We start from the raw sequence: 20,797 nt of genomic DNA, 5'->3' as shown, positions 1-20,797 counted from the left end.
CATGTCCCGCAAGCCCATGCATCCCTTCCTGCGCGCAGGCCTGATGGCCTGCCTGGCGGCCGTCGCCGGCTGCGCCAGCCTGCCGCAGCCGCGGGACGACGGCGCGCTGCAGCGCGAGGCGGTCGCCGGCACCGACCAGCCGGTGCCGCCGCCGCGTCCGCTCAACACCGGCCTGGCGCCGGCCGTGAGCGGCACCACGCAGCCGCACATCAACCGCGGCACCGGGCAGTTCATCCGCCCCAGCGCGCTCGCCACGCCGCGCACGCAGCCGGCCGGCGACAACGCGGTCACCTTCAACTTCGAGAACCAGCCGGTGCAGGCGGTGGTGAAGGCGATCCTCGGCGATCTGCTGAAGAAGAACTACACCATCGTGCCCGGCGTGCAGGGCAACATCTCCTTCTCCACCTCGCAGCCGGTGGATGCCGGCCAGGCGCTGCCGATCCTGGAGATGCTGCTGTCGTGGACCAACAACGCGCTGGTCCAGCGCGGCGACGGCTACGTGGTGCTGCCGGCCAAGGAGGCCGCGGCCGGCAACCTGGTGCCCGGCATCGCCGCCAGCGCGCCGCAGGGCGGCCTGCAGGCGCGGCTGTTCCCGCTGCACTACATCTCGGCCAACGAGATGCAGAAGCTGATCAAGCCGTTCGCGCGGCAGGACGCGATCCTGCTGGTGGACCCCACCCGCAACCTGATCGTGATGGCCGGCACGCCGCAGGAGCTGGCCAACTACCAGCGCACCGTGCGCACCTTCGACGTGGACTGGCTGCGCGGCATGTCGGTGGGCGTGTTCAATCTCGAACGCGCCAGCGTGGCCGAGCTGATGCCGCGGCTGGACTCCATGTTCGGCAAGAACGGCGACACGCCGCTGGCCGGCATGCTGCGCTTCCTGCCGATCGAGCGCACCAATGCGCTGGTGGTGATCAGCACCCAGCCGCAGTACCTCGACGAAGTGGGCGAGTGGATCGCGCGCATCGACCGCGGCGGCGGCAACGAGCCGCAGCTCTACGTCTATGACGTGCGCAACGTGAAGGCCTCCGACCTTGCCCGCTACCTGGCGCAGATCTACGCCAGCGGCGCGGGCGGCGCCGGCGAGGGCGGCGGCCAGGTGGGGCCGGGCCTCACTTCCTCCACCCTCGGCAACACCGGCGGCGCCAACGCCGCGGGCATGGGCAGCACGGCCGGCAGCTTCGGCAATGCGGGCACCGGCGGCTTCGGCAACACCGGCACGAAGTTCGGCGCCAACCCCAGCGTGAGCCAGGCCGACACAGGCACCGGCACCGGCACCGGCGGCCTCGGCGGCGGCACCGCGGGTGGCCTGGGCGGCGGCATGGGGGGCGGCCTGGGTGGCGGCGGCCTGGGCGGCGGCCTCGGCCAGGGCAACCAGGCCCAGGCGAACACCGACCAGCAGTACAGCTCGGCCGACGGCAGCACGCGCATCGGCTCGGTCGATGCCAGCAACCAGCTGCTGATCCGCACGCGGCCCTCGCAGTGGAACGAGATCCAGGCCGCCATCCAGCGCCTGGACAATACGCCGATGCAGGTGCAGATCGAGACGCGCATCCTGGAGGTGAACCTCACGGGGCAGTTCCAGTTCGGCGTGCAGTGGTATCTGGAGGGGTTGATCGGGGGCACGCAGAACAGCGATGGCAGCTTCACCCCCGGCCAGCCGGGCAACCAGCAGCAGTGGGCGCTGGGCGGCGGTGGGGCCACCTTCAACCCGGGCCCGGGTGGCGATGCGTTCTTCTATTCCTTCGTCAACCACAACATCCAGGTGGCGCTGCACGCGATGGAGACCAGCGGCAACACCAAGACGCTGTCGGCGCCCTCGATGGTGGTGATGAACAACCAGCTGGCGCACATCGCGGTGGGCAACAAGGTGCCGGTGAACCAGACCAGCGTGAACCCGGGCGTGGGCACGGCGGTGTACAACCAGGTCGACTATCTGGACACCGGCGTGATCCTCGACGTGCAGCCGCGGGTGAATCCGGGCGGCCTGGTGTACATGAACGTGGCGCAGCAGGTGAGCCAGGTGGACAAGTCGGTGCCGCTGGTCAACGGCAACCCACAGATCCAGCAGCGCCAGGTCACCACGCAGATCGCCGTGCAGAGCGGCCAGACCGTGCTGCTCGGCGGCCTGATCCAGCAGGACGAAGGGCAGACCGACACCGGCATTCCGGGCCTGAACCGCATCCCGGTGCTGGGCCGGCTGTTCGGCACCACCAGCCGCAGCCGCAACCGCACCGAGCTGATCGTGCTGATCACCCCGCGCGTGATCACCAACGGCGAAGAGGCGCGGCAGGTCACCGACGAGTACCAGCGCAAGTTCGAATCGCTGGCACCGCTGCGCGCCGAGCGCGAGGGCGTCCCGCCTGCCACGCCGTCGCCGGCAAGGACGCCCGCGGTGACGCAGCCCCTCAAGCATTGAGCGTTCCGCTCGCCGCGCTTCGCCTGGAGCGTGGCGAGCGCCCGGCTTCGGCCGGGGCGTAGCTTGCTCGTTGCCCCTGCTTGATTCCGTGCCGGGCATCGTCCGGGCCGGCAAGCAAAATCGAAAGGGCAGGCCGTTGCGAAGCCCCCCGGCATGCGCGCTTGCCGGGCGCGTGCCATGGCGCGGGAGCGGAGCCGCCATCGTCCGCCCGCTATCATCATCCCGATGACCGCGTCGCCCACTTTCCCCATCACCCCGCTGCTGCCCGAGATCCGCGCCGCGCTCGCCGCCGCGCCGCGGATGGTGCTGGAGGCGCCGCCCGGCGCCGGCAAGACCACCCAGGTGCCGCTGGCCCTGCTCGATGCGCCGTGGCTGGCGGGGCAGAAGATCGTGATGCTGGAGCCGCGCCGCATCGCCGCGCGCGCGGCGGCGCAGTTCATGGCACGCCAGCTCGGCGAAGAGGTGGGGCAGCGCGTCGGCTACCGCATCCGCTTCGAGTCGAGGGTGGGCGCGGCCACGCGCATCGAGGTGGTCACCGAGGGCATCCTCACGCGGCTGATCCAGGACGACCCGGAGCTGGAAGGCATCGGCGCGATCCTGTTCGACGAGTTCCACGAGCGCCACCTCGCCGGCGACCTCGGCGCGGCGCTGGCGCTGGACGTGCAGGCCACCCTGCGTCCCGACCTGCGCCTGGTGGTGATGTCGGCCACGCTGGACGGCGAGCGCATCGCGCAGTGGCTGGACGCGCCGCGGCTTTCCAGCCCCGGCCGCAGTTACCCGGTACGCATCGAGTACCCGCCGGCGCGCACCCAGGAAGCGCCGGAGCACCAGCTTGCGCGCGTGGTGCGCCAGGCGCTGGCGGAGAACGCCGGCGACGTGCTGGCCTTCCTGCCCGGCCGACGCGAGATCGCGCGGGCGCAGGCGCTGCTGGACGAGGGCTTCGCCCGCGAAGGGCGCGAGGAGGTGGAAGTGCTCGCCCTGCACGGCGAACTGTCGCTGGCCGAGCAGCAGGCCGCGCTCTCGCCCGCTGAGCCTGGCCTGCGGCGCGTGGTGCTGGCCACCAACGTGGCCGAATCCAGCGTGACCCTGCCGGGCATCCGCGCGGTGGTGGACCAGGGCCTGGCGCGCGAGCCGCGGTTCGATCCCAACTCCGGCTTCACGCGCCTGGAGACGGTGGCGATCTCGCAGGCCTCGGCCGACCAGCGCGCCGGCCGCGCAGGGCGCGTGGCCGAAGGCGCGGCGTATCGGCTGTGGCCGCAGAGCAAGCGGCTGGACGCCGCGCGCACGCCCGAGATCGCCCAGGCCGAACTCTCCGGCCTCGCGTTGGAACTGGCCGCGTGGGGAGTCACGGCGAGCAGCGACGCCGCGCTGCCCTGGCTGGAGCCGCCGCCGGCCGGTGCGCTGGCGCAGGCGCGCGAGCTGCTGGCGCAGTTGGGCGCGCTCGATCGCGATGGCCGCATCACCGCACTCGGCCGCCGGCTGCTCGCGCTCGGCGCCACGCCGCGCCTCGGCGCTGCCGCGCTGCGCGCGCCGCCCGAGCGGCATGCGCTGGTGGCCGACCTGCTGGCGCTGATGGAAGCGCGCTCGCCGCTGCGCGGCGAGTCGGCGCGCAACGACGACTTCCGCCTGCGCGTCGCCGCGCTGCATGCCTGGCGCGACCGCCGCAGCGCGGGCGCGCGCGGCAGCGGCACCGATGCCGGCGCGCTGGCCGCGATCGAGCAGGCCAGCAAGGGCTGGCGCCGGCGCCTGGACGTGCGCAGCGCCGCCAGCGGCGTGCCGGACAGCCACGCGGTGGGCGACCTCCTGCTGCATGCCTTCCCCGACCGCATCGCCCGCCGCGACGAGGCCAACCCCTTGCGCTACACGCTCGCCAACGGCCGCGGCGCGCGTCTGCACGAGCAGACCGTGCTGCTCGGCGAGCCGTGGCTGGTCGTGCTGGACCTTCGCCTGGAAGCGCGCGACAGCCTGATCTTCGCCGCCGCGCCGTTCGATCCGCGCACGCTGGAGAGCGAGTTCCCGCAGCACTTCGCGCGCGAGCGCGTGCTGCGCTGGGACGAGGCACGCGGCGCGGTGGACGCCTTCGAGGAGCAGCGCTTCGGCGCCATCGTGCTGGCGCGGCGCAGCGTGCCGGTGCAGCCGGGCGACGCCTTGCCGGCGCTGCTGGCGGCCGTGCGCAGCCGCGGCCTGGACAGCCTGCCGTGGAGCGAGGCCGCGCGGCGCCTGCGCCTGCGCATCCAGGCGCTGCGCGGCTGGATGCCGGAGCTGGGCCTGCCCGACGTCGCCGACGCGCGCCTGCTCGCCACGCTGGAGGACTGGCTCGCGCCCTATCTCGAAGGCCGGCGCAAGCTCGACGCGCTCGGCGCGGAAGACCTTTCGCAGGCGCTGGCGGGGATGCTCGACTACGCGCAGCGCCGCGCGCTCGACGCGCAGGCGCCGGACAGCCTCACGGTGCCGAGCGGCCAGTCGCGCCGGCTCGACTACGCGCCCGATGCGCCGCCGGTGCTGGCGGTGAAGCTGCAGGAACTGTTCGGCCTCGCCGACACGCCCACGGTAGCCGGCGGCCGGGTGCCGGTGACGCTGCACCTGCTCTCGCCCGCGGGGCGGCCGATCCAGGTGACGCAGGACCTGAAGGGTTTCTGGGCGCGCACCTACCCCGAGGTGAAGAAGGAACTCAAGGGGCGCTACCCCAAGCATCCCTGGCCCGACGACCCGTGGACCGCGACGCCGACGCATCGCGCCAAGCCCCGCACAGCGAGTTAATGCGCTAATCCGGTCGGGGTGTGCCCAACGTTGGCTGGCATGGCCGCGAAGCCGGTGTAACATCCTTGGCATCGAGACGCCACAGGGTCCATCGTGAGGTCGATCAGGGATTCTTTGGGACGGTCCCCAGCACCCCGCGATACCGCCGCGGCCGCCGACGAAGGCATCCACCCGGCCGAGCCCGGGCGCATGCCCGGTTACCTGTGGGGCATGCTGGCGGCGCTGTGCGCGCTGGCCTTCACCCTGGGCCTGCACTACCTGCAATACCGGCGGCAGGCGGTCGAGCACGCGCAGGGCCTGCGTGTGCTCGCCGACAAGGGCTACGAGTCGCTGAGCGGGCGGCTGCATGCCTCCGAACTCCTGGTGCGCTCGGTGCAGACGCTGTTCCTGGCCTCGAACGAGGTGGACGCGGACGAGTTCGACCACCTCTACCTCAACCTGCGGCCGCAGGAGCTGTTCCCGAGCCTGCTCGCGCTGGCCTATGCGCGGCGCGAGCTGCGCCAGGACGGCGAGCACTACATCACCGAGCGGGTGCGGCCGCTGCAAGGCAACGAGCCGCTGCTCGGGCTCGACGTGACTACGCAGGGGCCCAACTTCGACGCCTTGCAGGTCTCGCGCGACACCGACCAGCCGGCCCTGTCCGCGCCGTTCCGCCTGGTGCAGTCGGCCGCCCCCGACCCGCGCGAGGAGGGCATCATCATCCGCCTGCCGGTGTACGCGCCGGGCGCGCCGCCGCCCACGCTGGCCGAGCGGCGCGCGCGCATCCGCGGTTCCATCGGGGTGTCGTTCCGGGCCGCGGATCTCATCCGCAGCGCGCTGCCGGCCGAAGTGGTGCACGCCCTGAGCGTGCGCATCAGCGACTTGAACGGCGGCCATCCGCTGCGGCTCTTCAGCCTGCCGGCGGCCGTGGGCGCCACCGTGGCCGAGTGGCCGAGCTTCGTCTACCGCCTCACCTACGGCGGGCGCGTGTGGCTGCTGGAGATGACGCCGTTCGACCCGCGCCCGCCGCCGCTGCCGTGGACCCGCTCGATGCTGCCGGCCGGCGCGCTGGCCAGCCTGCTGTTCGGCCTCCTGGTGTGGTCGCTGGTGGGCACGCGCCACCGCGCGCTGCGGCTGGGCTGGCGCATGAGCCAGCGCTACCGCGAGAGCGTGAAGCGCTTCCGGGCGTTGAACGAACTGCTGCCGGCGCTGGTGCTGCTCGCCGACGCCGAGGGTGGGCGCATCACCTACGCCAACCAGGCCGCGCGCGCACGGCTCGGCGCATCGCTGGGCGAACTCGCGCTGCCCGACCTGTTCGAGGACGCCGAGCAGCGCGCCAGCCTGCGCGACCGGGACACCACGGCCTGGAACAACCTGGAGGCGATCCTGCACAACGGCCGCGACCAGCGCTTCTGGGCCAGCGTGTCGGTGGCGCCGGTGGAGCTGGACGGCCGCCACCAGCTGGTGGTGGTGGCCACCGACATCACCCAGCAGCGCGCGCTCACCGACCTGCTCGGCTACGAGGCCAGCCACGACAACCTCACCGATCTCTACAACCGGCGCGAGTTCGAGCGCCGCGTGGAGCGCGCGCGGGCGGCCGCCGCGGGCGAGGGGCAGCTCGGCGTGCTGCTCTACATCGACCTCGACCAGTTCAAGCTGATCAACGACCTCTCCGGCCACGTCGCCGGCGACCAGCTGCTGGCACAGCTCGCCGCGCTGCTGCGCCGCCACCTCCTGCCCGGCGACGTGCTGGCGCGCCTGGGCGGCGACGAGTTCGGCGTGCTGGCCGCGCCGGTGCACGACCGCGCCGAGGCCGAGCAGCTCGCCGAGCGCCTGCGCCAGCGCATCGACGGCTACACCTTCCTGTGGGAGCGGCGCAGCTACACCATCAGCGCCAGCATCGGCGGGGTGATGATCGAGCGGCCCGACGTGTCGCTGAAGGACCTGTTCGCGCAGGCCGACACCGCCTGCTACCTCGCCAAGGAGCTGGGCCGCAACCGCGTGCACTTCTACAACGAGCAGGACGGCGAGACGGTGCGCCGGCGCAGCGAGATGGAGTGGGCCAACCGCCTGCGCTGGGCGGCGGCGGAACACCGCCTGCTGCTCACCTACCAGGAGGTGCGCCCGCTCACCGCCTCGCCCGGCGAGGGCGCGCGCATCGAACTGCTGCTGCGCTTCCGCGACGAGGCCGGGCGACTGGTGGTGCCGGGTGCCTTCATCCCGGCCGCCGAGCGCTACGGCCTGATGCCGGCGCTCGACCGCTGGGTGATCGAGACGGCGCTGGCCCATTTCGACCACCTGCACCCGGCGGGCGGGGAGCTGGCGATGGTGGCGATCAACCTCTCCGGCGCCAGCGTGGAGGACGACGCGCTGGCCGGCCACATCATCGCCCTGCTCGAGCGCCACCGCGTGCCGCCCTCGCGGGTGTGCTTCGAGATCACCGAGACGGTGGCGGTGCGCCACCTCTCGCAGGTCGCGCGCTTCATGCAGCGCCTGCGCGAGGCCGGCTGCCGCATCGCGCTGGACGACTTCGGCGCCGGCATGTCCTCCTTCGGCTACCTCAAGAACCTGCCGGTGGACATCATCAAGATCGACGGCAGCTTCATCCGCGACCTGCTCACCGACGAGGTGAGCCGCGCGATGGTGCGCGCGGTGGTGGACATCGGCCACCGCCTCGGCCTGCAGGTGGTGGCCGAGTGGGTGACCAGCGAGGCGATCATGCAGGCGCTGATCGACCTCGGCGTGGACCTCGCCCAGGGCTATGCGCTGCACGTGCCCGAAGTGGTGCCGTTCCAGCGCGATTGAGCGGCCGCCGCATGGGCGCCGGCCGTGCGCTTGCCCGGCAGGCAGGGCGCGCAAAAAAAGAACCCCGGCGCAAGGCCGGGGTTCGGGTGGGGCGGTGAGGCTTCGCTCAGAACGCGACGCTGGTCTTCAGGCCCAGCACGAAGGCGTTGCTGTTCTGGCTGGTGCCGCCCGGATGCAGGATGTACTGCAGGTTCGGGCGCAGGTTGATCGAGGGGATCGGCGACCAGTTGTAGAACAGTTCGCTGACGTACTCGTAGCCATCCTTCACCAGGCCCGGGGTGGCGGGGTTCAGCGTGTTGTACTGGCGCTGGTAGTCCGCCAGGCGGGTGTTGGCGTGGGTGGCGCCCACCGCGAAGCCGACGAAGTCGCGCATGCGGTCGAACGGGCCCTTGTACTCGAAACCCATCGCGATCTGGCGGTCCGAGGCGGAGGTGTTGCGGTCGGCCTGGGTGGCGTTGAAGAACACCGAGGTGCCCTTGCCGCCGGCGTCGCCGCTCACCTGCTGCTGGAAGCTCACGTAGGCGCCGTAGCGCGAATCGCGCTTGAGCGCCGGCAGGCCGGTCAGCGCGCGCGGGTCGTGGTTGATGTCGTAGTACAGATCCTCGCCCTGGGCGGTGTTGTACCAGACGCCGAACTTGTAGTCGCCCGGCAGGCCGCCGGCGCTCGGCTTCCAGCCGAATTCGAGCGGGATCAGCCAGCCCTTGGTGCCGCCCGGGTTGTTGAGTTTCCAGCCGTTCTTGCGCGCCCAGCTGTCGTCGATGTACTTGGGGTTGACCTGGTAGGCCGCCAGCTGCACGTAGGTCTGGTCGGTGGTGTTGAGCTTGAGCACGGTGGCCCACTGGCTGGTCGGCCAGTTCACCCAGTAGTCGCCCACCAGGTTGCCCGGCTGCGAGCCGCAGAAGGTGAGGTTCTGGAAGTCGCAGGTGAAGGCGTCGGTGTCGCTGCCCACCGGCAGCCGGCCTAGGCGCCACAGCAGTTTGCCGTCGAAGAACTTCTGGTCGAGGGCGAAGACGGTGAGGTGCCAGGTCTGGCCGCGGCCGTAGACCTCCTGGATCAGCTGGTTGTTGCCGATGTTGGCGTCGGCGCCCAGGTTACGGCCGTTGCGGTCGGTGATCATGATCTGGAAGGAGGCGCCGTTCCAGCCCCAGAGCTTCTCCAGGTCCAGGGTGGAGCCGAACTTCCACTGGTCGGTGTAGCGGGTGAGGTGCCTGGTGCCGCCGGTGAAGTTGTGGGCGGCTTCGAAGCCGTAGCCGAAGTCGAAGGTGATGCCCTTGTCGGCCAGGCGGGTGCGCGCACCGTTCCAGTCGCCGAACAGGTAGGGGCTGCTGTCCACGTCGGCACGGGCGTGCGGCGCCGCCGCCAGGCCGAGCAGGGCGGCCAGGCCGCAGGCTGCGAGCGGACGACGTTTCAAGTTCTTGTTCATCACGTAACTCCCTGATGACGTGTTCTTGGTGATTCGGTAAGCGGAGCATTGGGCCCGGAGCACGAACTTCCGGACGGCGATTCCCGGCCTGCGCACGGCATGGCCCTGGCGAGCGGATGGCAGCCAGGCAGGACCCATGAGGGATTGCGCACCGGGTTACCGTGCCCGGCGCACCAACCTGCGGACAGGAGTGGCCGGACATGTGCCTGCGACGGCGGCGGATCGTGGCGAGAGCCCACCCGGTTCCCCTATGGAACCTCGGTGCGAACGGCCTCCGACGCCGGCACGGCAGCGCGCATCTTACGCTTTTGGATCGCTCGAAAAACGCTGCAACGCCGCATGGCTCGGTCAGGGTCATGCGAAACACATCGCAAAATATTAACGCAAATGCGGCACTTTTTCGCACCCTTGGCGTCAGGCCGCGCACAGCCTCGCATCGGCGGCAAGCCGAGTGGATCGGTTCAGCATGCGCACCCGCCGATCCGCCGCAAAATGCCCGGCTTCCATGGGGCATGAGCATGGGAAGGGCGGGCGGCCGGCCCGGCCGTTCTGTTGCGATGCAACCGGAATCGGCCGTCCGGGGACGGGAAAAACGTGGCTCTCGAGGTGCCGCGGAGGAAGAGCCGGGCGCTGCCGGCGGGGCGAAGAGGGCCGCCGGGCGGCGGCCGTTTCGCCGGAAGGGAGGGAATCAGGAGCGCAGGCCGGTGCCGCGCTTGAGCAGGTGCAGCGCCACCGCCGACAACCCCGCCACGAACGCCAGCATCACCACGAAGGCGGTGCCCACGCCGACGTCGCTGACGCCGAGCACGCCGAAGCGGAAGGCGTTGACCATGTAGAGGATGGGGTTGATCAGGGTGAGGCTGCGCCACGGCTCGCCGAGCAGGTCCACCGAATAGAACACGCCGCCCAGGTAGGTGAGTGGGGTGAGCACGAAGGTGGGCACCAGCGCGATGTCGTCGAACTTCTTGGCGAACACCGCATTGACGAAGCCGGCCAGCGAGAACACCGCCGCGCCCAGCACCACCGAGGCGATGGTGATCAGCGGGTGCGCCACGTGCAGTGAAGTGAAGAGGAGCGCGATCAGCAGCACCACCGCGCCCACGATCACGCCGCGCGCCACCGCGCCCAGCACGTAGCCGAGCAGCATCACCCAGTTGGGCATCGGCGACACCAGCATCTCCTCCACCGCGCGGCTGAACTTGGCGCCGAAGAAGGAACTGGAGATGTTGCCGTAGCTGTTGGTGATGATGCTCATCATCACCAGGCCCGGCACGATGTACTGCATGTAGGTGAAGCCGTGCATCTGGCCGATGCGGCTGCCGATCAGCTTGCCGAAGATCACGAAGTACAGCGTCATCGTGATCGCCGGTGGCAGCAGGGTCTGCGACCAGATGCGCAGGATGCGCACCAGCTCGCGCCGGACGATGGTGCCCAGCGCGACGGCGTTCTCGGCGGCGCTCATGCGGCCTTCTCCTGCGCCGCGGCCTTGCCGTTGCGGCCGTTCTCCACCAGTCGCACGAACAGTTCCTCCAGCCGGTTGGTCTTGTTGCGCATCGAGGCCACCGTGATGTCGTGCGCGGAGAGCGCGGTGAACAGCGTGTTGAGCGCGTGCCCACGCGAGACCTCCGCCTCCAGCGTGCGCTCGTCGATGCGGCGCAGGGCGATGCCGGGCGGCGCGGGCAGCTCGCCCGGCACCTCGGTCACGTCGAACACGAAGGTCTCCACGTCGAGCTTGGCCAGCAGCTGCTTCATGCTGGTGTTCTCCACGATGGTGCCGTGGTCGATGATCGCGATGTTGCGGCACAGCTGCTCGGCTTCCTCCAGGTAATGCGTGGTGAGGATCACCGTGGTGCCGGCGGCGTTGATGCCGCTGACGAACTGCCACATCGAGCGGCGGATCTCGATGTCCACGCCCGCGGTGGGCTCGTCGAGGATCAGCAGCTTCGGCTCGTTCATCATCGCACGGGCGATCATCAGGCGCCGCTTCATGCCGCCGGAGAGCGTGCGCGCCTGCATGTGCGCCTTGTCCCACAGGCGCAGCTCCTTGAGGTACTTCTCCGCGCGCTCCATCGCGACGCGGCGCGGGATGCCGTAGAAGCCCGCCTCGTTCACGCAGATGTCGAAGGGCTTCTCGAACACGTTGAAGTTGATTTCCTGCGGCACCAGGCCGATCAGCTTCATCGCCTCGTTGCGCTGCTTGTTCACCGACACGCCGAAGATGCGCGCGTCGCCGCCGGTGGAGTTCACCAGCGAGGAGAGGATGCCGATCAGGGTGGACTTGCCGGCGCCGTTGGGGCCGAGCAGGGCGAAGAAGTCGCCGGGCTGCACCGTCAGGCTGATGCCTTTGAGCGCCTCGACCCCGTTGCCGTAGGTCTTGCGGAGGTCGTCGACGACCAGTGCGGGAGTGGGTGACATTGGGCTGTACCGCGAGAATCAGACCCTTATTATACCGGTCTGTTTGGAGTCGACCGGTTTTGCCGGGCGCACGCATCGTTTCCCGGGAACACTTCATGGCCGATCGCTTCACCCTCCGTCTCATCGACAGCCGCATGCTCGCGCCGCAGGTCCGCCACATGGTGTTCGAGCGCACCGACGGCGAGCCGCTGCCGCTGGTGCCCGGGCAGTTCCTGCAGATCCACTTCCATTACGACGACGGCACGCCCACCAAGCGCAGCTACTCGGTGGGTACCGTGGGCGACGGCCGCTCGCCGCTCGGGCGCATCGAGATCGCGGTGAGCTACGTCGAGGGCGGCGCCGCCACCGAGTTGCTCGCCAACCTGCAGCACGGCGGGACGGTGGAGGCCAGCGGCCCGTATGGGCGCTTCTGCCTGCACGGCGGCGATGCGCACCCGCGCTACCTCCTGATCGCCACCGGCACCGGCGTCACGCCCTACCGCGCCATGCTGCCACAGCTGGCCGAATGGCTGGCGCCGGGCGGGCGCGAGGCGGTGCTGCTCTACGGCGCGCGCAACGAGGCCGAGCTGCTCTACGGCGAGGAGTTCGAAGCCTTCGCCAAGGCGCACCCAGGCTTCGTCTTCCATCCCTGCTTCAGCCGCCAGCCGCGCGCGGTGCCGCGCCCGATCGACCGCGCCGGCCACGTGCAGGACACGCTGCCGGAACTCGCGCCCAGCACGGAGCGCGACATCGCCTACCTCTGCGGCAATCCCAACATGGTCGATGCCGCTTTCGCCGCGCTGAAGGATTTCGGCCTGCCGGTGGCGCAGATCCGCCGGGAAAAGTACGTCTCCTCGCGCTGAGGCGGTCCATGCGTGGCTGAGACCCCACCGCTCGACCGGTCGGTTCGGGGCCGGTAGCGGGCGGCCAGCTCAGGTCGCGGTGATTGTCGGAGAAGTGCCGCGCCTCGCTTAATCAATCGTGGCTCCGGATCTTCGTGCCCCCGCTCGCGGATGGCGCATGGTCCGCGGGTTCGGTGCCATGGCCATCACGTCGCGCCATCACTGTTCGACGAGCTCCACGCGCCGATTCTGGGCTCTGCCGGCGTCGCTGTGATTGCTTGCGACCGGCGCGTAGGAAGCCAGCCCTTTGGCCGCCAGCCTCGCGGCGTCGATGCCGTAACCGGTGGTCAATGCCTTGACCACGGCCTCGGCCCGCTGCTCGGACAGAAAGAGGTTGTGTTCCAGCGAGCCGCTGTTGTCGGTATGGCCCACGATGTACACCTTGAGAGATGGCTGGTTTGCCAACAGCTTGGCCATCTGCGCGAGCGTCTCTTTCGAGTCGGCCTCCAGGTGCGCGCTGTCGCTGCCGAAGTGGATGCCGTACAGCGCGATATGGCCAGTCCTGGCCAGGCCTTGGCTCATGGCTTTGGCATCGACGGATACTTCGCCGGAGGCCATCGCTGTGCCTTCGCAAATCTGGAGGAGCACGCCAGTGGGCTGGTTCTCGCTCTGGCTGACCAGCAGGACCACATCCACGGGCCCCTGGGGGCGCGACAGATGGGTTGTCAGCGCATGGACGTTGCCGTTGGATGCGTTCAAGCCATAGATCATGCCGTTTCGATCGCCGCGCATCGCGTCGATCGCGGGATTGGCGACGGCGCCGGCGAAATCGAAGCCGCCGCAGGCGTCCTTTTCGCAAGCGAAGCGTGTCTGGAAGCCCGCCTGCTCAAGTACGGCCTGGAAGTTGCGGTACACCTCCAGTGCTGTCTTGCCGGCCGGTGCGGCGTAGGCGATCCGGGTGATGTGGCCTTCCGCCGTCTCCGACTTGGCGAGCAGTCCCTTGGCATCGCTGCTGTAGCTGCCGAGCGGCAGTATCAGCTGGCCGTAATCCATCGACTGATAACCGATGATAGTCGATCCGGCGAAGCGGGACACGATGGGATTGTCATGGCTGCCTTCGGTATCGGCGGCGTGGCTTGGCGCCCAGGACAAGGTCGTCAGCAGTGCGCAGAAGGTAAGCAAGCGATAGGCGGTCCGTGATATGCGCGGCATTTCCTAATGGGCTCCAAGCCTGAAATGTGCGGGCACACTAGTCGGTCCAGCATGAATGGAGTTCGCGGCAATCATGCATGGCGCCTCATCCATGTGATCGACTTCGCAAAAACATTCCGTGGCGCAAGATTTAACAAATTCGCCATGCAATGTCGCTAAGCTCCCTCTGCCGCAACTGGAGCCATAGAGTTGGTTGCGGCAGTAACGCGTGGCGAGCTTCGCCATACAGGGGGCGTTTCTCATCGGGTAAGGATCTGGTGTGCGGATTCCATGTGTCTCCGCCTGCCGGGAAAGGATTTTTATCTTTACGAGTGGGGAATTAGCCATGTGAAGTGAATTTCCAGCGCCGCAACGGCGCCCGTGTCCGGCAGCGTGGCCAGGGCATGACCGAGTACATCATCATCACCGCGCTGATCGCCATCGCGGCGATTGCGGCCGTCACCTATTTCGGCCATACCGCGCGTGCCCAGGTCGCAGGCATGGCGAATGAGCTGTCGGGCAAGAAGGCAACGACCGACATCAACAATGCCCAATCTGCCGCAGGCAATGCGCGAAACGAAGGGCAGACCGAAAAGGGTCTTCAGAGCTACAACAATACAACGGCCCAGTAGGCCACTTTGTTGAAGCGTTTCTGACGAGGCCGATGCGGTAACTTATTGCTGCATCGGTTCTTTCCATGGGCATCGGGCGGCATTAGCCCAATGCGAGTCATTTTGTTCTGAGGAATCGGAATGAAAGGCACCAGGATCATTCCTGCGCGCCAGCGTGGCAGTGCGCATTATCGGCGTCGAGAATGCGGAGCGCTTTGTGGCGCGGCATTCAAAGGTCAAGCATTGATTATGGCTATGGCCGCATTGATAGCGCTTTGTCTTGGGCTATTAATGCTTTTCAACACTGGGCAAGCCGTTACCAAGAAGGTCCAGTTGGCGAACACGGCCGATGCGGCTGCCTACAGCGTTGCCGTGCAACAGGCGCGTGCGTTCAACATGATCGCCTATCTCAATCGTGCGGAAGTCGCCAATGAGATAGCAGTTGCACAGATGGTCAGCCTGCAGTCGTGGATGACCCACCTGCAAAGCGGCATTGATCATTTCAAGGACGCGCTGAACCTCATCGGCTACGTTCTCGACATCATGGTGGTGACGGCTGAAGTCGGCGTCATGCTCAACGAGGTGGCTGCCGCGCTTGGTGAGGCCGAGCAGGTCGTCAAGCAGGTCCGCAAGGGGACGCAGAAGGCATTCAGCCTGGCGATCACCGGGATCAGTGGGTTGAACCAAGTCTATGCCACATCGCAGCAACTGGTCGTGGCGAGCACCCTGGTCGATGTGCCGAAAGTCGCCGGTTCGATCGTCTCAGCCAACGCCGCAGACAGCCTCGGTGGCGTTGGCCTTGGCAACGAAGGCATGCGGATCAGTCACGTCGGGCTGGCGGCCCTGGAGGCGCAGGTGGTCCGTGCGTCGCAATTCGTGAAGCGCTACACCGTGCAGAAGTCCGCCGGGGGCGGCACCTGGACCAGGGCCGGCGCCGACCGCTATGTGAACGTGGTGATGGAGGCGCGCGACTCGTTCTCGCGTGGGCGCACCAAGTCCTACATCTTCGGCTGGATCACCGAGCGCAACGGCACCGACATGGTCGACTACAACCGTTGGGTCGGCGTTGATACGTTGAATTTCCACATGAAGATCCCTTTCCCGCTCTGCTGGAAGCATTGCACCAAGGATGCGCCGCTGGCCTGGGCTGCCACCGCGGCAGTGAGTAGCAATACGCGGGCGAACGCCGGCATCTACAGGCCCGGCATCAACGGCGGTTCTGGCTGGACATCTCCCTACGATCTCGACAGCCGGAAGCACTTCGATCCCTACAACGGCGCGCTCAGCAACCGGACCGCAGGCAGTCCCGTCGCCAACGATCCGGCGGTCAGCGAGGCCGGTGGGAGCCCGTCCGATGCGCTCCTGAAGAATTATCGTGGCCTACAGCCCTATGACGACATCGTCGATGCGAAGCATGCCGAGAGGCCATACGACAGCGATGGCAGCATCGACGCAGAGGATGTCGATGTTGGCCCCCTGTTTACCGTGCAGGTCGAGCAACCCATCGAAAACGTGCGGACCAGTGGCCATGTGCAGGGCATCGGCCGCGACCGGATCCAATTGGCCGACCAGGCGGACGCGGGTGCCATGAGCGCCAGCGCAAGTTCGCAGATCTATTTTTCACGGCCGCGTGCGGGCTGGCCGTTCTCGCGCCAGATCGACGATCGGCGGGAGCTTGGCAACCTCTTCAGTCCCTATTGGCAGGCGCGGCCGGTGGATACACCCGAGTCGATCAAGCTTGGCTTCAAGGCCGGGTCGGTGGTCATGCCGTGAACGGCAAAGACTGATGTGCCGTGGCAGGCCACGTCCAGCCCTGGAAGCGGCTTGGTTCGTCTGAATTGTGTACGAGTAGAAGGATGGCAGCGATGAAGAAAGTTTCTTTCGGATACGCCCTAGCATGGATCGTGGCCATGCCCGTTTTGGCCGGACAGGCGGCTGCGGCGCGGCAGGTGCAAACGCTCAGCGACGTGGATGTCAGCGGGGCGAATGCGTATGGCGGGACGTCCGCAGACGATGACGACACCACCTGGGAGTCGCTGACGATGCGTGGAGGTACCGTGGGTGCCATGTCGGTCGACGGGCTGTCGGTCGTTACCGACATACGCTTCAACGCTGCGGCGCCGCGCCATGTCGGACATGGCTACCGCCACGTATCGGCCCATTGCAGATCGGTGCGCATTGTCCAGGTCGGAGGCAGGGCGATGGCGGATGCCGACCAGTGCCGCATCACCGAGGCGGCGCCCAAGTGATACGGCCATCCGATGGCGGTCGCAACGCGGCTATGGGTGGATGGGGCCAGGCGGTGATCGCGGACCGCGTGCGCTGGCGGTCGGGGTCTGGCGTCCGTTCCCTCGCTGTCCTGTCCGTAGCCGTGGCGTTTCTTGCAGGGTGCGGTGCGAGCGGCGACTCGGGTGTGGCCAGCGCGGGCACCGTCAGCGAAGGCGCCGCGCGCCCCGCCGACATGCCGTCGATCTATCTCGAACAGACGCGATGGCTGGTCGACCATGGCAGGGCCGTCGAGGAGACGGCTTATCGGCAACATCTGGCGACATGCATGCAGAACACGCCGGCTCGGACGGTGCCGCTGGACCCGGGCGAAGCGGTACGCCTTGGGCGGGTCCATGTCCAATCCTGGCGTCAGGCCGGCCGGTTTGCCGTGCGCGAGGAGTCCTGGGGGTGGACGGTCGGTCCCGAACCTTGCCGTTTCCAGGTGATCCACAAGCAGGCGGAACGTATCGGCGACGGTACGCGCTACGAGTACGACATAGATCTCGCCACGCGCCGGGGCGAGAAGACCGATGGCGGCGGGCCGATGGATGTCCAGCCGGCCCTTGAACCTACGGAAGAGAGCATCGCCACCGTCACGGGAAGCATGCTCGAAACGCGACAACAGAGCGTCGGCCAGCCCTGCCTGGCCTGGAAGGACAGCGACGGCTATCGGGCATGTCTGTGGACCGGGGGCGAGAAGTGGGGGTTCGGCAGCCTGGGGCCGGCCCGGGGCAATGATGCGGACGGAAGCTATCCAGGGCAGATCGCACTCAGTGCGACGCCACCGGATGGCGGAAGCGGCTGGCAGGTGACCACGTCGCGCATGAGCGTCGGCGGGCGGGTCGATCCGGGCGTGTTCGAGGTGCCCCAAGGCGTGGCGCTGCAAGACACGGGCGGTTGAGGGGGCGGGATGCGACAAGGAGGCCACATGAAAAGCGAGCGGCGTCATGGCAGGTGTGCACGGTGCGGTGCCGCGCGCCTTGCGCATCGTCAGCGTGGACAGAGCCTGGTCGAGATGGCGGTCGCATGCATCGTGCTGGTACCGATGGCGCTGCTGGTGGCGCTGCTGGGCATTTCATTCCCGACGGCGAGCGCATCGTCACCATCGAGGATGCCGCGGAGCTCAGGCTCAGCCAGCCCAATCTCGTGGCGATGGAAGCGCGCCCCCCAACCTGGAGGGCAGGGGTAGATCACGATCCGGGATCTGGTGCGCATTCGAAAGGCGTCGTTCGGCAGACGTTCCGGAAGTACGTATACGCGATGGCGACTGGAAAAAGCTGGCCGATTGGCTGAAGGACAATCCCGATGCCTATGCCAGTCGCAGGAAGCGTGAAGGCGACCGCCTGCAGAGTGGCATCGACGGCAAGAAACTGCCGGAATCCGGTGATCCATGCTCCTCGTCGGGAGCAGGAGGAGACACGGGCGGCAGCGGTGGATGAACGAGACTGATGACAGGAGATGCATACATGGCCAGTTCGCGGCGATTGATCCATGCAACCTGCCTCGCGGTCCTGCTTCATGCAGGCGGATGCGTGGCCAGCCCGCTGGGGAGCAGCGCGAAGGCCGAGCTACCGAACGATAAGGTCATCCAGGCTTTTGCCGGGGGCGCACAGGCGGAGTTTCCGGGCGAAAGCAAAGCGGGGGCTGTGTCCCTCTACGACCGCATCATGGATGGTTTCGAGCTTGGACCGCAGCGCTTGGTTCTTGGTGATGGCTCGGCGATCTATTGGGGGGCGAAGTATCAAGAGGCGTTTCTGCAGTCGGTGATCATCAGCGATGCGACCGGCAAGATTCGCCTGCTGGCGACGGTGGACAACATCACGGCCATCGCCAGGGGCAGCAAGCCCTTAGCGACCTCCATGGAGCAGTATCAGGAGAAATTGAAGAAAGCGGAGCGCGACGGAAGCTCCCCGTTGGTCAGCGTTTTCGTGCGGGACGAGCGCGACCTGGCCGGCTACATGCCATATTTGAAACGTTTCGTGCAGGCCAGCCTGCTTGGCTTCAACGCCCATTGCGACAAGAGCCCAGGCATGGCCCAGGCGTGCGAACTGGCCGGGCAGATCGACATTCCGCTCCGGCTCTACGCGCTTTCCGGAAGCAAGCCGGTGACGCATGCACTCTCCGTTCCGGATGTCGCGGCGGCCTCCGTGCCGCTTGAATCCTTCCGGTGGTAGGGCAGCCCGTCTTCGGGGGTGTCTGCGTGGAACAAGCCATCTTTCGCATGCTTTGTGCCGTGGCCCTGCTGGTCCTTGGCGGATGTTCCCGCGAGGCGGCCACGCCGCCCGCGGCCACAGGCGCTCCAGATCCAGTGGCCCAGGTCGACTGGGGCGCGATGAAGGCTTTCTGGGATCGCTCGATCGGCCTACCAGGCATCGAGACGGGGCCGCCCGAAACTGGCAAGCGCATGCTGGTCTATTTCGATCCCAACTGTCCCGTGTGCGCCCGGCAGTGGCGGATCTTGCAGCCGTATCTGGGGGCTGTGCGCATCCGTTGGATTCCCATCGCTTACATGAGCGAATCGAGCAAGCGCCGTGCGGCGGCGATCCTGGCGGCGCCGGATCCGGTACGGGCGCTGGCGCAGAATGAGGACGAGTACGATGACGAACGGCATCTGGGCGGCTATCCGCCGTCCGCCTCGGTGCCCGATTGGGCGTTGCGGGCGGTCGAGACAAACACACGCCAGGCCATGCGGGCCGGCGATGCGACGGGAACGCCCACCCTGGGCTTCGAGCTGTATAAGGGCGAGCGGTATTTCCGCCTGTTCGGCCTGCTCGGAGAGCGCGCGGCAGCGGTTGCAGTGAAGGAACTGGGTGACACTAGGGATCCCTGGGCGCGCACTCGAGAACTTACTTCCTCGCAGGCCGCCGGCCACGGCGGCGGAAACCCTGCGACGGCTCAATGAAGCATGGTCCACCTTGCTTTTATGGCATCGGGTTCGCATGACCGTGCTCGGAGACCCTGCCGGCCTTGCTCGACATGCGGTGGCTATGGTCTACCCTGCACTGGATCATGCACCTGTCCGTTGGTGGATGCCGTCAGTCAGGTTTGCGTCTCCACATTCTGTACCGGTAGCGTCGTGATTTTCTTCTGGACGCTGAATGATTCGTCCGCCGCGAGTCGCTGCGGGAAGGATCAGCGTGCGCGGCCGGCCAGGGGGCACGGTGCGTTTGTTTCGATGGCTCGCCACGGTAAGCCCTGTGTTTCCTTGGCGAATGCCATGGCGGAGATCGATGGTCGGGTCGATGGTCGGGGCTTCCGCTTTCCCGGGGCGGCCCCGGGATGCGATGACGACGCAGGTCGAGGCAACTCGACAGAATCGGGTTCCGTGGACGGGCGTGTCCGGCGGTAGTCCTGCGGTGTCGCGCGGGTGCCGAGCCCCTCGCTCCTGAGGAGACGGTGATGGTGGTTTTGTTTCCGGCGATGTCTGGAGTGGCGTCGAGTCATGCGGGGCGCAGGCGGCGACGGTTGACGGCACTGGCCCTCGCGGCCTGGCTGTTCGCGTTTCCGCTGCAAGCGGTGGAGAAGCCGGGGCTGCGCCAGCAGGTGGTGGTGAGCGGGGATGGGATTCCATCGGCCGGGAGCGGCAAGCGCGAGGGCGTGCTCGCCGAGACGATCTACCTGAGCGGCGAGAGGGTGCGCGTTGACTTCGATGCGGGGCCTTGCTGGCGAGGCCGCGTGTTGCGCGACGCCACGCATGCGTGGCTGCAGTGGCAGGATGCGCGCCAACCCGTGCCGGCGGATGGCTTTCGGGTCGGGGCGATGACGCGGCTTGATCCTGTGCGCCCATGCTGGGAGCCGGGCCTGTCCTGCGGGCGAACCGACAACCGCCTTGTTGCCGGCAGATCGGCCAACGGTTGGCGTTACCGTTACGCCGGACACAAGGGGCCGTTCGGGACGGATCAAGGCGTGTTGTGGGTGGACGCCGAAACGGGCCTGCTGCTTGCCTTCGACGGCCGTGACCCGGGTGGCCATCGATACCGCATGGAGACGGTTTCGCTGGAGCGGCTGCTGCTGGACGAGGCTTTGTTCGCAGGGCCGGACTCCGCGCCTCCCGAGCCACTGGGTGCTAGCGGCCATCCTCACCCCTAGGAGCCTGGGCGGC

15 protein-coding genes are annotated in these 20,797 nt (G+C 68.0%); 11 read left to right on the top strand and 4 right to left on the bottom strand.

Annotated features, from left to right (window positions below; genetic code table 11):
• Nucleotide 1: 1 nt before the first annotated feature.
• The 3 genes from gspD (at nt 2) to ACH65_RS11135 (ending at nt 7,966) form a co-directional block, all read left to right on the top strand.
• Nucleotides 2-2,422, top strand: a complete 2,421-nt coding sequence (gspD, locus tag ACH65_RS19025; protein WP_082190268.1) for a type II secretion system secretin GspD — start codon at nt 2-4, stop codon at nt 2,420-2,422.
• Nucleotides 2,423-2,647: 225 nt separating this feature from the next.
• The gene (hrpB, locus tag ACH65_RS11140) at nt 2,648-5,182 is read left to right on the top strand and encodes an ATP-dependent helicase HrpB (RefSeq protein WP_049622668.1); all 2,535 of its coding nucleotides are present in this window, start codon (nt 2,648-2,650) and stop codon (nt 5,180-5,182) included.
• A gap of 189 nt (nt 5,183-5,371) precedes the next feature.
• Nucleotides 5,372-7,966 (top strand): bifunctional diguanylate cyclase/phosphodiesterase, encoded by a 2,595-nt coding sequence (locus ACH65_RS11135; RefSeq protein ID WP_237561495.1) that lies wholly within the window; start codon nt 5,372-5,374, stop codon nt 7,964-7,966.
• Nucleotides 7,967-8,072: 106 nt separating this feature from the next.
• On the opposite strand, the gene ACH65_RS11130 is transcribed toward ACH65_RS11135, so the two are convergent.
• From ACH65_RS11130 to ACH65_RS11120, 3 genes are all read right to left on the bottom strand, one after another.
• Nucleotides 8,073-9,389 carry a carbohydrate porin gene (locus tag ACH65_RS11130; RefSeq protein ID WP_049622667.1) on the bottom strand — a complete coding sequence of 439 codons (1,317 nt, stop codon included), beginning with the start codon at nt 9,387-9,389 and terminating at the stop codon, nt 8,073-8,075.
• Between the two features lie 688 nt (nt 9,390-10,077).
• Entirely contained in the window at nt 10,078-10,851 is a 774-nt protein-coding gene (locus tag ACH65_RS11125; RefSeq protein ID WP_049622666.1) for an ABC transporter permease, read from the bottom strand.
• Nucleotides 10,848-11,804 carry an ABC transporter ATP-binding protein gene (locus tag ACH65_RS11120; protein WP_049622665.1) on the bottom strand — a complete coding sequence of 319 codons (957 nt, stop codon included), beginning with the start codon at nt 11,802-11,804 and terminating at the stop codon, nt 10,848-10,850. Before ACH65_RS11120 ends, ACH65_RS11125 begins: the two co-directional genes overlap by 4 nt.
• Nucleotides 11,805-11,821: 17 nt before the next feature.
• Here ACH65_RS11120 and ACH65_RS11115 point away from each other — a divergent pair, with 17 nt between their 5' ends.
• Nucleotides 11,822-12,646, top strand: a complete 825-nt coding sequence (locus ACH65_RS11115; RefSeq protein WP_425478285.1) for an FAD-binding oxidoreductase — start codon at nt 11,822-11,824, stop codon at nt 12,644-12,646.
• Nucleotides 12,647-12,844: 198 nt separating this feature from the next.
• Here ACH65_RS11115 and ACH65_RS11110 read toward each other — a convergent pair whose 3' ends face one another.
• Nucleotides 12,845-13,807: an OmpA family protein gene (locus ACH65_RS11110; protein ID WP_237561494.1), complete on the bottom strand. Its 963-nt coding sequence runs from the start codon at nt 13,805-13,807 to the stop codon at nt 12,845-12,847.
• A 362-nt stretch (nt 13,808-14,169) separates the two neighbouring features.
• Between ACH65_RS11110 and ACH65_RS11105 the strand changes: the two genes are divergently transcribed.
• The 7 genes from ACH65_RS11105 (at nt 14,170) to ACH65_RS18475 (ending at nt 20,784) form a co-directional block, all read left to right on the top strand.
• Nucleotides 14,170-14,448, top strand: a complete 279-nt coding sequence (locus ACH65_RS11105) for a pilus assembly protein (protein WP_425478283.1) — start codon at nt 14,170-14,172, stop codon at nt 14,446-14,448.
• A 120-nt stretch (nt 14,449-14,568) separates the two neighbouring features.
• Nucleotides 14,569-16,200: a Tad domain-containing protein gene (locus ACH65_RS11100; protein ID WP_082190267.1), complete on the top strand. Its 1,632-nt coding sequence runs from the start codon at nt 14,569-14,571 to the stop codon at nt 16,198-16,200.
• A gap of 92 nt (nt 16,201-16,292) precedes the next feature.
• Nucleotides 16,293-16,676: a hypothetical protein gene (locus ACH65_RS11095; protein WP_049622661.1), complete on the top strand. Its 384-nt coding sequence runs from the start codon at nt 16,293-16,295 to the stop codon at nt 16,674-16,676.
• Between the two features lie 164 nt (nt 16,677-16,840).
• On the top strand, nt 16,841-17,596 hold the full coding sequence (locus tag ACH65_RS11090) for a hypothetical protein (RefSeq protein WP_153242567.1): 756 nt from the start codon (nt 16,841-16,843) through the stop codon (nt 17,594-17,596).
• Nucleotides 17,597-18,161: 565 nt separating this feature from the next.
• The gene (locus ACH65_RS11080; protein ID WP_049622658.1) at nt 18,162-18,869 is read left to right on the top strand and encodes a hypothetical protein; all 708 of its coding nucleotides are present in this window, start codon (nt 18,162-18,164) and stop codon (nt 18,867-18,869) included.
• 26 nt (nt 18,870-18,895) lie between these two features.
• The gene (locus ACH65_RS11075) at nt 18,896-19,597 is read left to right on the top strand and encodes a thioredoxin fold domain-containing protein (RefSeq protein WP_153242566.1); all 702 of its coding nucleotides are present in this window, start codon (nt 18,896-18,898) and stop codon (nt 19,595-19,597) included.
• Between the two features lie 497 nt (nt 19,598-20,094).
• Complete coding sequence (locus ACH65_RS18475) at nt 20,095-20,784, top strand: hypothetical protein (protein ID WP_053096245.1); 690 nt, start codon at nt 20,095-20,097, stop codon at nt 20,782-20,784.
• The last annotated feature ends 13 nt before the right edge of the window (nt 20,785-20,797 follow it).

Origin of the sequence: Frateuria defendens, assembly GCF_001182895.1 — a bacterium.
Classification (GTDB): Bacteria; Pseudomonadota; Gammaproteobacteria; order Xanthomonadales; family Rhodanobacteraceae; genus Frateuria_B; species Frateuria_B defendens.
Note: the sequence above shows the minus strand (reverse complement) of the source record. Positions and strands in the feature narration are given on the sequence as shown.

Bases quoted from the DNA above. Each gene is read 5' to 3' on its own strand.
- gspD (WP_082190268.1), top strand. From the start codon at position 2: ATGTCCCGCAAGCCCATGCATCCCTTCCTGCGCGCAGGCCTGATGGCC.
- ACH65_RS11135 (WP_237561495.1), top strand. From the start codon at position 5,372: ATGCCCGGTTACCTGTGGGGCATGCTGGCGGCGCTGTGCGCGCTGGCC.
- ACH65_RS11120 (WP_049622665.1), bottom strand. From the start codon at position 11,804: ATGTCACCCACTCCCGCACTGGTCGTCGACGACCTCCGCAAGACCTAC.
- hrpB (WP_049622668.1), top strand. From the start codon at position 2,648: ATGACCGCGTCGCCCACTTTCCCCATCACCCCGCTGCTGCCCGAGATC.
- ACH65_RS11080 (WP_049622658.1), top strand. From the start codon at position 18,162: ATGGCCAGTTCGCGGCGATTGATCCATGCAACCTGCCTCGCGGTCCTG.
- ACH65_RS11125 (WP_049622666.1), bottom strand. From the start codon at position 10,851: ATGAGCGCCGCCGAGAACGCCGTCGCGCTGGGCACCATCGTCCGGCGC.
- ACH65_RS18475 (WP_053096245.1), top strand. From the start codon at position 20,095: ATGGTGGTTTTGTTTCCGGCGATGTCTGGAGTGGCGTCGAGTCATGCG.
- ACH65_RS11130 (WP_049622667.1), bottom strand. From the start codon at position 9,389: ATGAACAAGAACTTGAAACGTCGTCCGCTCGCAGCCTGCGGCCTGGCC.
- ACH65_RS11095 (WP_049622661.1), top strand. From the start codon at position 16,293: ATGAAGAAAGTTTCTTTCGGATACGCCCTAGCATGGATCGTGGCCATG.
- ACH65_RS11100 (WP_082190267.1), top strand. From the start codon at position 14,569: ATGAAAGGCACCAGGATCATTCCTGCGCGCCAGCGTGGCAGTGCGCAT.